The organism is Actinocrinis sp., assembly GCF_035938995.1.
Taxonomy (GTDB): domain Bacteria; phylum Actinomycetota; class Actinomycetes; order Streptomycetales; family Catenulisporaceae; genus DASZGI01.
Genome location: NZ_DASZGI010000077.1, coordinates 1 through 13,292 on the forward strand (window position 1 = coordinate 1; position 13,292 = coordinate 13,292).

7 protein-coding genes and 1 pseudogene are annotated in these 13,292 nt (G+C 72.0%); 5 read left to right on the forward strand and 3 right to left on the reverse strand.

The window, feature by feature from the left end; all coding sequences use genetic code 11:
• The coding region (locus tag VGZ32_RS04925) for a BTAD domain-containing putative transcriptional regulator (RefSeq protein WP_326884609.1) at positions 1-2,833 on the reverse strand (2,833 nt) is incomplete at its 3' end.
• A 275-nt stretch (positions 2,834-3,108) separates the two neighbouring features.
• On the opposite strand from VGZ32_RS04925, the gene VGZ32_RS04930 reads away from it, so the two are divergent.
• From VGZ32_RS04930 to VGZ32_RS04950, 5 genes are all read left to right on the forward strand, one after another.
• Complete coding sequence (locus tag VGZ32_RS04930) at positions 3,109-3,675, forward strand: RICIN domain-containing protein (protein WP_326884610.1); 567 nt, start codon at positions 3,109-3,111, stop codon at positions 3,673-3,675.
• 129 nt (positions 3,676-3,804) lie between these two features.
• Positions 3,805-5,742 carry a Na+/H+ antiporter NhaA gene (nhaA, locus tag VGZ32_RS04935; RefSeq protein WP_326884611.1) on the forward strand — a complete coding sequence of 646 codons (1,938 nt, stop codon included), beginning with the start codon at positions 3,805-3,807 and terminating at the stop codon, positions 5,740-5,742.
• A 152-nt stretch (positions 5,743-5,894) separates the two neighbouring features.
• On the forward strand, positions 5,895-6,422 hold the full coding sequence (locus VGZ32_RS04940; RefSeq protein ID WP_326884612.1) for a PadR family transcriptional regulator: 528 nt from the start codon (positions 5,895-5,897) through the stop codon (positions 6,420-6,422).
• A complete protein-coding gene (locus tag VGZ32_RS04945; RefSeq protein ID WP_326884613.1) occupies positions 6,419-7,159 on the forward strand; it encodes an ABC transporter ATP-binding protein in 741 nt (246 codons plus the stop codon). Before VGZ32_RS04940 ends, VGZ32_RS04945 begins: the two co-directional genes overlap by 4 nt.
• Before the next feature lie 4 nt (positions 7,160-7,163).
• A complete protein-coding gene (locus VGZ32_RS04950; RefSeq protein ID WP_326884614.1) occupies positions 7,164-8,927 on the forward strand; it encodes an ABC transporter permease in 1,764 nt (587 codons plus the stop codon).
• Between the two features lie 118 nt (positions 8,928-9,045).
• Here VGZ32_RS04950 and VGZ32_RS04955 read toward each other — a convergent pair whose 3' ends face one another.
• Complete coding sequence (locus VGZ32_RS04955; RefSeq protein ID WP_326884615.1) at positions 9,046-10,803, reverse strand: hypothetical protein; 1,758 nt, start codon at positions 10,801-10,803, stop codon at positions 9,046-9,048.
• Positions 10,775-13,292: pseudogene (locus VGZ32_RS04960) on the reverse strand (hypothetical protein); the annotation flags it as partial. The pseudogene VGZ32_RS04960 and the gene VGZ32_RS04955, both read right to left, overlap by 29 nt.

Genomic DNA, 13,292 nt, shown 5'->3' on the forward strand with positions numbered 1-13,292 from the left:
GCCGGTGCAGGTCCAGCGCTTGGCTCAGGTATCGGATCGCCAGCTCGAGGCTTTCTCGCTCGCGCGGACCCGGGTTCGGCTCCCGGCCGCGGTCCGCGTGCGCGGCGCCGAGGTTGGCGAGGGTGACGGCTTCGCCCGCGATGCGTCCGGCACGGCGATGCAATGCGAGCGCCTCGGTGAGCGACGCGATCGGCTCCTCGACCAGGCCAGCGGTCCACTGGCAGCGGGCCAGGTTGTTCAACGCCACCGCTTGGCACTGGGTCCAGCCCGCCTGCTCGGCGAGTGCGGCCGTCTCCGTCAGACGGACCGCGCTCGTTTCATAGCGCCCTTGGTATACGTCCGTCATCGCCAACTGCAGCGTCGTGGCCGCCTGCACACCGGAATCACCGCCCGTCAGGGCGGCCGCGTGCGCTGTCTCCGCGACGAGTCTCCAGTCGACGGTGTTGGTCCCGCGGGCGAAGTAGGCCGACATCAGGTCGGACAGACCCCAGGCCGCCGCGTGGTGCCCGCGCGCGCCGAGTTCCCGGACCAGCGCGACGAGGTTCGGCAGGTCGCCGTCGAGCCAGGCGACGGCGTCGGCGGTGTCGGCGAACGGTCCGGAGGCGGCGGTGCCGGATTCGTGCGGGTCGGCCTGCGGCGCGTCGGGCGCGGGGAGGTACAGCAGATGCGGGGCGAGCAACTGCGCGGCGGCGGCGACACGTGCACGGTAGTACACGGCGAGGCGCGTAAGCGCGAGATCCCTGCCCCCGCTGCTCTCGATGTCCGGCTCTTCCCGCTCCGCCAGCTCAGCGGCATACAAGCGCAGCAGGTCATGCATCGCATAGCGCCCGGGTGCGCGCTCGTGGAGGAGGTGACGCCCGCTGAGCCGGTCCAGCGCCCGTTCCGCTTCCCCCGCCGACATCTCGGCGAGCGCGGCGGCCGCGCCGACGGCGACGTCAGGGCCGGGCGCGATCCCGAGCAGCCGGAACATGCGGCGCTCCGCGGCCGGCAGAGCGGTGCACGACAGTTCGAACGTGGCCCGCACCGCACTGGCCGTATCCCCGTCCGCCTGCAACTCGCCGAGCCGGTCACCGGCCACGAGCTTCGCGGCGTAGTCGGCCACCCGGTGGCGCGGGCGCGCGGCGAGGTTGGCGGCGGCGATCCGCAGCGCGAGCGGGAGATGCGCGCACAACCGGGCCACATCGGCCACCGCGCCCGGCTCGGCCGCGGCGCGCCGGGGGCCGAGCATGTGGTCGAGCAGAGCGACGGACTCGTGCGGCGCCAGGGCGTCAAGCGGCACCAGCCGGGCGCCGTCCCGGGCGATCAGGCCGGTCATCCGGTCCCGGCCGGTGACCAGCGCGAGCGAGCCCGGCCCGGTCGGCAGCAGCGGGCGCACCTGCTCGGCGCCGACCGCGTTGTCCAGCGCCACCAGCACCCGCCGACCGGCCAGCCGACTGCGGTACAACGCGGCGGCCTGCGCCTCGTCCTCGGGGACCTGGTCGGTCGGCACGCCTAACGCAGTGAGGAACCCGGCCAGCGCGTCGATCGGGCGCAGCGGCGGCTCACCGCTGTGGCCGCGCAGGTCGACGTAGAGCTGGCCGTCCGGGAAGCTGGAGCTCACCCGGTACGACCAGTGCACGGCGAGCGCCGTCTTTCCGACCCCGCCCATTCCGGCGAGCACGATCACGCGCGCGGGTCCGGCGGCGTTCTCGTCGGGCAGCAGCGCGTCGAGCGTGTCGAGCTGTGCGCCGCGCCCGGTGAAGGCGTCGACGTCGGCGGGCAGTTGGGCCGGAGGTGGCGCCGTTGGTGTGGCTGCAGGCGTTGCGCGGGCGGCCGGACGCGCCGAGGCAGGCAGGCGCCCGCGCAGCACGCGCAGCTGGGCTGCCTTGAGCTCCGGCCCCGGGGTCACGCCGAGTTGCGCGTCGAGCCGGTCGCGCACGTCGTCGAACAGGGCGAGCGCCGCTGCCTGCTGCCCGTTTCCGGCCAGTGCGAGCATCAGGCGCGCCGCCAGACCCTCGTGCAGCGGCTCGTCCGCGTAGAGGACGCGCAGTGGGCCGACCACCGTGTCGTAGGTGGCGAGGCTGAATGCGACGTCCGTCCATTCGAGCACCGCGGCGGCCCGTCGCTGGGTGACGGCGACGGCGGCAGGGTGCTGATGCAGCCGCGCGTCGGACCCGGCGAGCAGCGCGCCGCGCCAGCAGTCCCAAGCCTCGCGGTAGAACTGACCGGCGGACTGCGCCACTCCGGCCGACCACGCCTGCCGGGCCTGCGCGACCACGCGGTCGAACTCGGCGAGGTCGAGCTGGTCCTGTTCGAGTTCGAGCGCGTAACCGCCGCCTCGGCGCACGATCAGCCCGGCCGGCCGTGCGGCGCGGTCGGGTTCGAGCAGGCGACGGACCTGTCCGACATAGGTGTGCACCAACTGGAGGCACGTGCGCGGTGGCTCGGTCGGCCACAGGAGGTCGACGATCTCGCCGCTGCCGACGACGTGGCCGTGCTGGAGGGCGAGCAGTCCCAGCAGCGTGCGCTGCATCGCCGAGCCGATCTCGACGACCTTCGCGCCGTGCCGCACGACGAGCGGGCCGAGCACGTCCACGCGCAGGCGGCCGGCCTGGTTGTCCGGGGCCCGCCCGATGAATCGGCCGATCAGGTCGTCCGGATCGACGCCCAAGGCGTCCGCGAGGCGGCGCACCGACGCGGCCTGCGGCCGGGCGACGCCGCCGCCCTCCAAGTATCGCAGGGCCCGCACACTGAGCCCGGCGCGCCTGGCGAGCTCCTGCTGGCTCATTCCGGACCTGACGCGCAGGCCGCGCAGCCAGGCTCCGTCGCCGTGCGCGAGGTTGGCGGTGCCCATGAGGCTATCCGGCCCCCAAGTCCCGTAGCGGCCCCGTGGCGAAACCCGCCGACGTCACGATTCTGACATCGCCGGCCACTCCGGTTGCGCAGCACACCATTACAGAGCCATGACACCACGGCGGCCCCGCCTGAGCAATCTTGCCGGTTTCTGCCGCAGAACCGCCCTGACCGGCCCGGTCCGCGCTGCATCGGCGCTGCAGATCGGCGCCCCTGCCGCGCACATACCGTCTTTATCGGCCGGCCAGGGACCGGCCATCGACAAGGAGGGAAACCATGAACGTCAAGCTCATCCGCCGTGGGGCAGCGGCCTTCGGTGTCGCGGCGCTCGCCGCGGCCGGCGTCGTCGGGCTCGGGGCCACCGCCGCCAATGCCGCCGCCGTCTCGCCGGGGACGACCGCCTACTGGATCTCGCCGGTCTACGACTCGCAGGAGATCGCGGTGGCCGGCGGCTCCGGCTCGATCGGCACCCGGCTGATCCAGTGGTACAACGACGGCGGCGACGAGCAGAAGTGGTACTTCGACGGCATCTACGACGACGCCGGCCACTACCAGGGCTTCGAGCTGCGCAACAAGAACAGCGGCATGTGCATGGACACCGACGGCGCCGCGGGTGACGCGCTGTTCCAGACCTACTGCAACCCCGCCGACACCGGCCAGATCTTCAACAACGTCCCCAACTTCAGCCAGTGGGGCATCGTCACCAGCTACTCCTACATCAACAAGGAGACCGGCCTCGCGCTCGACGTGAGCGGCTACAGCTACGGCGAGGGCGCGAACATCGACCTCTGGTACCAGAACGGCCAGGCGAACCAGGACTTCTGGCTCACCGCCACCTCGTGATCAACCGTGCCGGGGCGAGCGATCGCTGAGCACTGACCCGGACGCCGGGCCGCGCCACCGCGGGAGGTGGCACGGCCCGGCGTCTGCGCTTGCCACCCTGAAGTCGAGCAGAGTCGGCAGAATCCCGGTATGGCACAAATTCGATCGACCGCGACGGCAGCGGGCACGACGACTTTAGCGGGCGACCGCAGCACGCCGCGTCGGCAGTTCCTGCGCACCGAGACCGGCAGTGCTGCGCTGCTGTTGGCCGCCGCGATCGTCGCGCTGGCCTGGGCCAACATCGCACCATCCGGGTATGGCGCGGTGTGGTCGACTCCGGTGTCGGTCAGCGTCGGGCACGCGGCGGTGGCGCAGGACCTGCGCGGCTGGGTCAACTCCGGGCTGATGACGTTCTTCTTCCTGGTCGTGGGCCTCGAGGCGCGCCGCGAGTTCGACATGGGCGAGTTGCGCAGGCGCAGCCAGCTCGCGCTGCCGCTGCTGACCGGGATCTGCGGGGCTCTGCTGCCGGTCGCGATCTACCTGGCCTTCAACGCGGGTCGCCCGTCGTCGCACGGCTGGGGCGCGGCGATGAGCACGGACACCGCGTTCGCCCTCGGTGCGCTCGCCCTGGTCGCCCGGAGTCTGCCGCTGCGGGTGCGTACCTATCTGCTGACCTTGTCCGTCGTCGACGATCTGGTCGGCATTGTCGTGATCGCGTTCGTGTACAGCGGACGCATCCGGGTGACGGCGCTGCTGGTCGGGTTGGGCCTGCTCGGCGTGGCCTACGTGCTGCGTCGGCGCGGCGTGCGCTACGGCCCGCCGTACTTCCTGCTCGGGCTCGCGGCCTGGGTCGCGTTCTTCAAGTCCGGTGTGGACCCGGTGTCGGTCGGCCTGGTGATCGGGTTGCTCACCTTCGCCTATCCGGCCGCGCGTGACGACCTGCAACAGGCCACCGACCTGTTCAGGCGGTTTCGCGAGCAGCCGACCGCCGAGCTGGCTCAGAGCGCCCGGCTCGGAGTGTCCGCCGCGATCTCGCCCAACGAGCGGCTGCAGAGCTGGTACCACCCATGGACCAGCTACGTCATCGTGCCGCTGTTCGCCCTCGCCAACGTCGGCGTCCCGGTCAACGCGCGCTTCGTGGCCGACGCCTACACCTCCCCGATCACGCTGGGTATCCTGATCGCTTACCTGGTCGGAAAGCCGGTGGGCACACTTGGCGCTGCGTGGCTGCTCACCCGGCTGAGCCGGGGAAGGGTGCGCCTGCCGGTCGGCTGGGCCGGAGCCGCCGGATCCGGCGCGGCCGCCGGGATCGGGTTCACCGTGTCGCTGCTGATCGCCACGCTCGCGTTCCACGGCGTCCAGTTGGAGCAGGCCAAGCTCGGCGTGCTGTCCGCGGCGGCGGGAGCGTCGGCGCTGGCCTGGACGGTGTTCCGGGTCACCGCGCTGCTGCCCAAGCGGATGCGCCAGCGGGCACTGCTGGGCACCGCGGACGTGATCGTGGACTTGGCGGTCCCCGTCGACGAGCATCGCGACCATATTCGTGGACCGGCCGACGCACCGGTCACGATTGTCGAGTACGGGGATTTCGAGTGCCCGTACTGCGGGCAGGCCGAGCCGGTGCTGCGCGAACTGCTGACCGCCTTCGGGGACGTGCGGTACGTGTGGCGGCACCTGCCTCTGAGCGACGTGCATCCTCATGCCCAACTCGCCGCGGAAGCGGGCGAGGCGGCGGCCGCGCAAGGCGGGTTTTGGCCGATGCATGATCTGCTGCTGGTTCACCAGGACGCGCTGACCGCTCCCGACCTGCGTCGTTACGCGGCCGAGCTCGGTCTGGACACCGAACGCTTCGCGGACGACCTGCGCAGCCATGCCGACGCCGCGCGGATCGCCGAAGACGCCGATTCCGCGGATCTGAGCGGCGTGTCCGGCACGCCCACGTTCTTCATCAACGGCAAGCGCCACCACGGCGCCTACGACATCGAGACGCTCAAGGCCGCGGTCAGGGCAGCTTACGCGCGTGCCGAGGTCGCCCGGACCGAGAAGTCAGTCTCATCCGGTCTGCCGACCGAATCCGAATACCGCAGCTGATCACGTGGTCGGGTCCGTCCGTAGCCCCTGCTCGGACCAGGTTCACGCCTACCTGTAGTCGTGAACCGTGCGGACTCCATCCCGGCCGTAGGTCTGTTGACGCTCCATCCCCTAACCGTTAGGGTTACAGCTAACGGTTAGGGGGTGTTGGAGTGCAAGACGTTCTGCTGGCGCTGTTGGCCAAAGAGCCGTCGCACGGCTACGAGCTGCGTGCCCGGTTGCAGGCCGCGCTCGGCCCGCTGGGCGAACCGATGAACGGCGGGCAGGTCTACGTCACCCTGGGCCGGCTCGAACGGGCCGGCTTGATCACCGTGGAGCAAGCGACAGGCCAGGCCGACCGGTCGGATCGCAAGGTCTACCTGCTCACCCCGGCCGGGCAGCAGCGGGTGGCGGCGTGGCTGGCGGAGACGGAGTGGCCCAGGCCCGCCCCGGTGGAGTTCCATCTCAAGCTCGTCGCGGCGGCCTGGGCCGGCCTGGCCGACCCGGTGGGCCTGATCGCCGTGCAGCGGCGGGAGTTGTTGCGGCTCGTCGGCGATGCTCAGCGCGCCGCGATGGCCGAGCCGGCCGGCTCGGTGGCCGGACTGTTGTTGGAGGGCGCCGTGCTGCGGCTCCAGGCAGATCTCAACTGGCTGGATCAGTGCGAACGGCATTGGAGCACGCGGAGGGGACAGGGGTCATGACGCAATCGCCGATGGTGCGCGCCCGCGGGCTGCGGCTGGACTACGGTGCGGGGGCCAGCCTGGTACGTGCGGTCGACGAGGTCGATCTCGAGGTGGCGGCCGGTGAAACCGTGGCCGTCGTCGGGCCCAGCGGATGCGGCAAATCGAGCCTGCTGCACCTGCTCGGCGGATTGGAACGGCCGTCGGCCGGCGAGGTGTGGCTGGCCGGACAGCGCATCGACCGGTTGCGGGAGACCGCGATGGCCCGGTTGCGCAACCACGCCATCGGATTCGTGTTCCAGGCATTCGAGCTCATCGACGAGCTGACCGCCGTGGAGAATGTGGAACTTCCCGCGCTCCTCGGTGGCGTCGCATCGCGCACAGCCCGCCGCAGAGCCGTCGAACTGCTGGAGCGGCTGGGTCTCGCGCAGCGGGCCGGCCACCTGTCGGCGCAGCTGTCCGGCGGGCAACGGCAGCGGGTGGCGATCGCGCGGGCACTGATCGGCGATCCGCAGGTGCTCCTGGCCGACGAACCCACCGGGAACCTCGACAGCACGGCGACCGTCGAGGTGCTGCGGGTCTTCGACGAACTGCGCGCGGCCGGACAGACCGTCATCGTGGTCAGCCACGACTCGCGGATCACGGCCACCGCCGACCGCCTGGTCTGCATGCGCGACGGCGCGTTCGTCGACGAGACCAGGCTGACCGGCGGCGGCCACCGGCCGAACCTCGGCGCGATGGCCGGATGGGAGGCCTGATCCCATGGGCCGCATCCGACTGCTGATCCGGCTGGTGATCCGCGACCTGCGCCGCCGTCCGGGCCAGAGCGCCATGTTGTTCCTGGTGATCGCGGCCACGACGACCACCCTGACGGTGGGACTTGCGCTGGGCGGCGTCACCGCCAGCCCATGGGATCACACCCGCGCTGTCACCGCCGGGCCCGACGTCACGGTCACCACCAATGGTGGCTATCCGGCAGCCTTCCTGGCCGGCCTGCCCAACGCGCCCGGCGTGCGGGCTGCCGCCGGGCCGTACCTGCTGGTCACCACGTCGCTGCGAGCGCGCGGCCAGCGAGTGGACGTCGATACCGAAGCCCGGGATGTACGACCCGCCGCCATCGACCAGCCGGCCGTGACCGCCGGTTCCTGGATCCGGCCGGGCGGCGTCGTGATCGAACGCGGCCTGGCTGACGCGCTCGGCGTGACCCCGGGCGATCGCATCACCCTCAAAGGGCGGCCGTTCCAGGTGGCCGGCATCGCGGTCACTGCGGCGCGGGCGACCTATCCGAACAATGCGCCGGGATTGGTCTGGATCACCACCGCGGACAGTCTGCAGCTCCTTGATGCCGACACGACTGTGGCCTATGTGCTGAATCTGCGGTTGGCCTCGCCGGACGCGGCCCCCGCGTTCGCAGCAGCCCACACCACTGACACGTTCTTCGCCACACCGTGGCAGGACATCCGGGACGAGGACGCCGTGCTGGTACTGGCGGAGCGCGTCGTCTTGGTGGTGGGCAGCTGGCTGCTGGGCTTGCTGGCCCTGGCGAGCCTCGCCGTGCTGGTCGGCGCGCGGCTGGCCGACCAGGCACGCCGGATCGGCCTGCTCAAGGCGGTCGGCGCCACCTCCCGATTCATCGCGGTGCTGCTGCTAGCCGAGTACCTGATCGTGGCGCTGGCCGCCGCGGTGGTCGGGCTGGTCGCCGGGCGGCTCGCGGCGCCCCTGCTGACGAATCCCGGCGCCGGGCTGGTCGGCGCCCCCGACGCGCCGCTGATCACCGCATCGACCGTCGCCATCGTGATCGGGGTCGCCGTGGCCATCACCTGCGGCGCGACCCTGGTGCCTGCGCTGCGCGGCGCGCGCACCAGCACGCTGCGAGCCCTGGCGCACGCGGCGACACCCCCGCGACGTCACCCCCGCGTGAACGCGCTGTCCGCCAAGCTGCCCGCGTCGCTGTTGCTCGGGATGCGCCTGGCGGCCCGCCGACCGCGCCGCGCGGTACTGTCCGTGGCCAGCCTGCTGATCACCGTCGCGATGATCGTGGTCGCGCTGACGATCCAGCACACGCTCAGCACGGCCAACCCGCAACTCGGCAACAGCGCATATCTGGCGCACAACGCCTTCGCCGACAAGATCAACCAGGTCGCGACGGTACTGACCGTGGGCCTTGTGCTCCTGGCCGCAGCCAACGCGCTCTTCGTCACCTGGGCCACCATCGTGGACAGCCGCCGGCCCGCCGCACTCGCCCGCGCCTTCGGCGCGACACCGCGGCAGGTCAGCGCCGGTCTGTCCGCGGCCCAACTGATACCCGCGCTGCCTGCGGCACTGCTCGGCATCCCGGCCGGGCTCGGACTGTTCAACGTCGTGATCACCATTGCCGGTGGCAGCGGCACGTCGGTGGTCACTCCGCCGACGTGGTCGCTGGCTTCCGTGCTCGTGGGCACTCTGGTCGCGGTGATGGCGCTGACCCTGCTGCCTGCCCGCATCGGCGCGAACCGGCCGGTGGCCGAGGTACTGCGCACGGAATGAGTCGTCCGCCGCGGAAACGTTCTTCCACCACGCCATTTCGTGGGTGGTCGCGTGGTGTGCGCCGGGTCAGCCATGACCGCTGACCTGCCACGCCAACAGCGAGCCGTCTGGATAGGTCTTAGCTCGAAGCAGTCGTCCCGTCGCGCAGGTAGTCGAATTTGAGTCCTGCGGCGCCGAGGCCGCGTCCGGGGCCGCTGCGTCTGGCCAGCCACGCGATCGTGCTACCGTCGGGCAGGCGGGTGCGGCGCAACAGGCGTTGTGCGTTGACGCCGATCGGGGTGACCACGCGGTCGGTGAGGTAGAACGGCTGGCCCGGTTCGAGCAGCTCGGCGTGCGCGACGAGTTGTTCGACTGTGCCGCCCGGGCCGGGGATGTCCATCGTGCCGCGACGGAAGACCGCGGCCTGTCCGAGGGCGGGCAGGACGGGCACGAGCGGAATCCAGTTGTCGGGCGGCGGGTGTTCGAGCGTGTAAGCGACCGCCGGCATGTCCGGGGCGGGTTGCGGCGGCGGTGTCTGGCCTTGCTCGCGCAGCCGGGCCAGGTAGCTCTCGAATCCGTCGACGCCGAGGTCGGAGGCGCCCTGAAGGGTCTGCTCGACCGCCCAGGCGAGCGCGGCGGTCGGGTCGCGGGTGATGAGCACGTTTTCGAGCGGGTCGGCGTCGTCGGTCTGCCCGAGGGTCGGCGCGAGCAGGAGGTAGTCGCCGACCGCGCCGGTGGCGTCGCTGACCTTGAACATGGACCAGGGGCGGGTGCTGTCCTGGACCGGGTAGTGCTCCACCGGCCGGATGATGGTGCGCTCGCCGAAGGTGTCGGTGACCACGAGGGTCGTGACGTTCTGCAGTGAGCCGATCGGGCTCGGCACCGGGATGTAGAACCAGTCGCCGCCGTAGACGAGCGCGAACTCCATGACCAGGAGCTTGGCCAGGTCGACGTGTTGGGCATCGAGCTGCCCGAAGTCGGTCTTGTCGTCCTCGAAGCCCCACCAGCGGTCGGAGGGCATGCCGTGGAAGGTGACGTGGCCGGGCAGCATGTTCGTCGTCGTGTACACCGGGTCGGCTGCGGTGGACGAGGTCTTCCCGGTCGCCGAGGTGAAGGAGTACCAGTCCAGGTGCCCGCCCGGAAACGCGTCGGCTTCCAGCAGCGCGGAGTCGCCGTCGGTGCTCGCGACCTCGAGTCCGAACGCGTAGTCGAGGTCGGCTGGCTGCCAGGCGGCGCTTTCGTGCTCGGTGAAGGCGCTGGTGCGCAGGGCCGCGAAGACGTTGAGCACGGCCGACACGGATGGATCAGAGGCCTGCGGCGGAAGCGGCGGGTTCGGAACCTGACCGGCGCGGGCGGCGAGCACCGAGCGGTAGAGCGCCTCGCCGTCGATCGCGCGTCCGGCGGCGAGCGCGCGCAACTGCAAGCCGTCGGTGCCGGCGAGGTTCGGCGCCGGGTCGGTCGCCGCGAGGGGGAAGGCGGCCCGGAAGGCGTCCACGGTGGACGCGGGAAGGCCCGCGTCCTCGGCGAGATCGGTAAACAGCAGGCCGAGTTGGACGCTGCCGAAGACCTTGAAGTGCACCGGCCCGCGTTCGACCTGTGTTTCCAGCGCGGTGGCGGCGTCGAGCGGGACGACGGCGCCGCCCGGGGGTCCTGCGCGGTATCCGGTGACGGCGCGGGAGCTGATGCCCAGTGTCGTCTGCACCGGCGAGCCGGCGTCCTCTCCGGCGAACTCGCCGACCTGCCACTGGCGGGTGAGCAGCCACAACGGGTCGCGCACCTGAGCCTGGAGGGAGCGGGCGAGGGTGGCGTCGCGCGGCTGCGGCTCCAGCCTGGTCCAACTGGTGACGGAGGGTACGGCGACCGGTAGCTCAAGCGAGGCGGGCGACTGTGACGTCATCGACCGTGAACTCCTTCCCGAACGTGGTCGCCGGGGTCGCGGCCTGGAGGTTGAACGGGAAGTAGAGCGCCGGCACGATCTGGCCGACCTCCTGGACGGAGGCCAGGTCGACGCCGCGCACCTTGGCCAGGCCGAGCGTCTCGTCCAGGATCGTCGCGACCAGCCCGAGGTCCCAGGTCGGGCGGGCGTCCGGGCAGAGCGCGAGCAGCATCGCCTGCGGGGCGCGGGCGTTCGGCTCGTCGAAGTGGAACGCCACGCCGGCCGTGGTGCTGTCGGCCGGGATGCGTTCGAGCCACTCGTCGATCAACAGACCGGCGTACGCGGTCGCGGTGGCCGGGTCGCCGGTGGTGACGGCCTCGATCGCGACGCGGCCCCCGGCGGGCGTCGTGCCGGGCAGGAGCGGCAGGCCGAGCCAGCGGTCGCCCGCGGTCTGCGGCAGTTGGGCGATGGCGATGCCCGGGCGGGCGGCGCCGAGCAGCCTCGTGGTGGAGATCGCCAGGTCGAGGCGCCGTACGCCGGGCCGGATGTGGCTGAGTTGAAGGAGCCAACGGCGCACCGCCTGCGGAACGACCGCCTGCATGGCCGCCGACTCGCCGAACGCCAGGTGCAGGGACGATGCGTCCGGCGGGGTAAGGCGGGGCACGATGATCGTTCCGGCGCCGAGCACGGCCTGCGCGTCCGCGGTGACTTCGGCCGGCGTCGAGGTCTGCCCGGTCACCGCCGCTCGGCGCTTTTGCAGTTGGCCGAGGGTGCGCTGACCGAGGTCGACGAGTCCGGAGGCCGAGAGGGCCGGGTCCGGCAGCGCCGAGGGCAGAGCGTACCCGGCGGCCTTGATCAGCGCATTGACCACGTCGGCCGCGGCCAGGGCGCTGGTGGGGGCCGCCTGCAGGGCCGCGACCGCGTTCTGCAGGGTGCTGAGATCGGTGTCGAGGCCTGCGACGAGCCCCGCCACCCGGCCCGCGAACTCGGTCAGGTCGACGGCCCCGGTGGCCGGCGCCTTGTCGGGCAGCGCGAAGGCCTTCAGATCCAGCGGTCGCGCGCTGCCGAGCAGGGATCGCACCGCGCGGGCGGCGGTGAGCAGGTCGGGGAACGTGACCGAGCCTGTCGGCAGGTGTTCGGCGCCGTAGGTGATCGTCACCGTGCCGGCGCCGGTGGGCGGGGCGGCCGCGAGCAGCAGGCGGCTTTCGAGCTCGGCGCGCTGGGGCTGGTCGGCGGCGTCGGCGAGGGCCAGCACGTCGAGCGGGCCGATGTCCAGGTCGCGCAGCGAGACCACGATCGAGCCGGGCTGTCCGGCGGCGGTCCAGCTCACCAGGGCCCGCACAGTCGCCGGATCGGGCAGTCGGCCGGCCGTCCAGGCCGAAAGCCAGGGCTCTGCCACCGCGCGCGGCCGCTCGGTGACGCCGGCCCACGCCGACGGCACGGCAGGCGCGCCCGCGAGCAGCAGCATCAGGCGATGGGTGACGTCCACTCCCGGGCGCGGGGTGGTCACGATGTCCGGGTCCGGCGGGTGCTCGCCGCGGCTGACCGCGTCGAGGATTCCGCCCACGCGGCCGTAGTTGCCGCGCATGATCTGGAAGACGCTCTCGGCGATCGAGACGTCACTCAGGGCGCTGAGCATGTCGTCGATCTCCTCGAGCATGGCGACGACCGCGGCCTGCGCGGGGTTTCCGGCTGGGGGCAGCCCCGGGCCCCAGTTCGCTCCCGGGGCGAGTGCGCCGGACTGCCACGCGGCCCGCAGTTTCACCCCATCGGCGACCTGGGACGGGGGCACGACTGCGCCGTTCGCGGTGGTGCCGGTCAGCTCGTCGCCGACGAGCGGATACGCGTCGCGGAACGGTTGCACGTAGACATCGAGCCCTTGTTCGTGCAGTTGCTGCTCGAACCGGAATCCGGTGATCGCGCCGAGGCTCAGACCCTGGCGGACGCCGGCGAGCAGCCACAGGGCCGCGCCGGTGCGCTGCGAGGACAGGTCGATCGCCAGGCTCGGCTCGTCGCTGGTGCCGCGGTGGCTCAGGTATCCGCTGCGCAGCACGGCTCCGGCCGCGGCCTGCGTCATCGATGGCGCGTGCACGAAGCCGCCGTTGTCCTCGTGCGGCAGCCGCGCCGGCTTGGGCGCGACGTTGCCCGTGACCTGCTCGCGGGCGCGGTCGAGCCGGGCGACGGCCTCGGCGTCGGCACCGGTCACGACGGGCTGCGGCTGAGCCGGCGTCAGGTTCTCCACCCAGCCGTACGCGCCGAGGTGCAGCGCGGCGGTTTTTGCGCCGGACGCCGCGGCTGTGGCTGCGGCGCGCTGGTCGGTGAGCAGCGACGTGCTCACGGCCGTGATCCAGACGTCCAAGCGGTGGCTAGCGGCGTCGAGCGTCTCGCTGAGCAGACGGTCGAGTTCGGCGGTCGGCAGCGTCGCGAGCCGGTCGAGGCTTGCGCGCAGGTCGGCCAGCCGGGCGAGCGGAGACTCCGGCGGGGGCTGATACGTATCGAGATAGACCGCC

Bases quoted from the DNA above. Each gene is read 5' to 3' on its own strand.
- VGZ32_RS04930 (WP_326884610.1), top strand. From the start codon at position 3,109: ATGAACGTCAAGCTCATCCGCCGTGGGGCAGCGGCCTTCGGTGTCGCG.
- nhaA (WP_326884611.1), top strand. From the start codon at position 3,805: ATGGCACAAATTCGATCGACCGCGACGGCAGCGGGCACGACGACTTTA.
- VGZ32_RS04945 (WP_326884613.1), top strand. From the start codon at position 6,419: ATGACGCAATCGCCGATGGTGCGCGCCCGCGGGCTGCGGCTGGACTAC.
- VGZ32_RS04950 (WP_326884614.1), top strand. From the start codon at position 7,164: ATGGGCCGCATCCGACTGCTGATCCGGCTGGTGATCCGCGACCTGCGC.
- VGZ32_RS04955 (WP_326884615.1), bottom strand. From the start codon at position 10,803: ATGACGTCACAGTCGCCCGCCTCGCTTGAGCTACCGGTCGCCGTACCC.